General features: G+C 62.8%; 1 protein-coding gene and 1 pseudogene. One reads left to right on the forward strand and one right to left on the reverse strand.

Going from position 1 to position 1432, the window contains the following annotated elements; translation table 11 throughout:
• Positions 1–808, forward strand: an 808-nt coding sequence (locus AC0ZT5_RS35050) for a calcium-binding protein (RefSeq protein WP_488500154.1), incomplete at its 5' end; no start/stop codon positions are given.
• A 176-nt stretch (positions 809–984) separates the two neighbouring features.
• On the opposite strand, the pseudogene AC0ZT5_RS35055 reads toward AC0ZT5_RS35050, so the two are convergent.
• Positions 985–1432 (reverse strand): annotated as a pseudogene (locus tag AC0ZT5_RS35055) (ribonuclease E/G); the annotation flags it as partial.

Raw genomic sequence — 1432 nt, forward strand, 5'->3', positions numbered from 1 at the left:
CGTCAACAGCTACATCTCGATCAACCTCAGCGATGGCAACCACTTCACGGGCAACATCGAGAATGTCGCACTGCGCAGTGCGGCTTCGATCAACGCCACCGGCAACAGCCTGGCCAACGCGCTGACTGGCAATTCCGGCGTCAACACGCTGATCGGCCTTGGCGGCAACGATACGCTGGATGGCAAGGAAGGTGCCGACACCATGCAAGGCGGGGCCGGCAACGACGCCTACTTCGTCGACAATGCCGGCGATATCGTCAGTGAAAGCACGGCCGGCGCCAACGGCACCGATATCGTCAATGGCTATATCTCGATCAACCTTGGCGATGGCAACCACTTCACGGGCAACATCGAGAACGTCGCGCTGCGCAGTGCGGCCTCGATCAACGCCACCGGCAACAGCCTGGCCAATACGCTGACCGGCAATTCCGGTAACAACGTGCTGGACGGCAGGGGCGGCAACGACACGATGTCCGGCAGCAGCGGCCAGGACATCTTCGTCTTCACCACGGCGCTCAATGCCTCGACCAATGTCGACCGCATCACCGACTTCTCGGTGGTCGACGACACCATCCGGGTCGATAGTGCCATCTTTGCCGCGCTTGGCGGCAACGGCACGCTGACGGCCGACCAGTTCGTCAAGAACACAACTGGCCTTGCGGGTGACGGCAACGACCACATCATTTACGAGACCGACACCGGCTGGCTCACCTATGACAGCAACGGCAGTGCCGCCGGCGGCTCAACCCATTTCGCCACACTGGCCGCAAACCTGGCGCTGACCAACGCCGATTTCGTCGTGATGTAAGGTCAGAAGGCACTTCAGTTTCCGTCGACGATACTCTCTGCGCCAGCGGTTTCACACTTTGAATGGCTTTAGCGTTTCGCGACCAGCCGGAACGCCAGATATGAAGAATCCCGCGCCGTCTTTCGATCGGCGCGGGATTCTTTTTGTCAAGAAATCAAGTCAAGCGGCTGAAAGGCCTAGAAAAAGCCTTTCCGCTGCCACCATCCGGCGCGCTTCGGCTTGTCCTCGATCTTGGCCGCCGGTTCGTCGGCAACCGTCGAAGACACCACCGGCACGACCGGCGCATCCACGGCCGCCGGCTTGCGCCGTGACGGGCGGACCTTCGGCGCCTCGTCGACAGTCGCTGCCGCTGCCTCGTCGGACGCCGTGGCCGGCGTCTCGGCCGGTGCCTCCGCGACCGCTTCGGCAGCGGCCGGCTCCTCGGCGACGACCTCGGCCGCGGCCTTCTTCGGCTTGGCGGCACGACGTGGCTTCTTCGGCTTTTCCGTGCTCGGCGCGTCGTCATTGGCCGGAGCAAGCGCCACTGGCTCTTCGGCCGGTGCGGCAACTACCGACTCACTGGAGACTGTCACGCTTTCCGCTACGTCGCTATCCGACACATCGAGCGTCTCGCCAGCGCTTGTC

Source organism: Mesorhizobium sp. CNPSo 4670 (assembly GCF_057784235.1).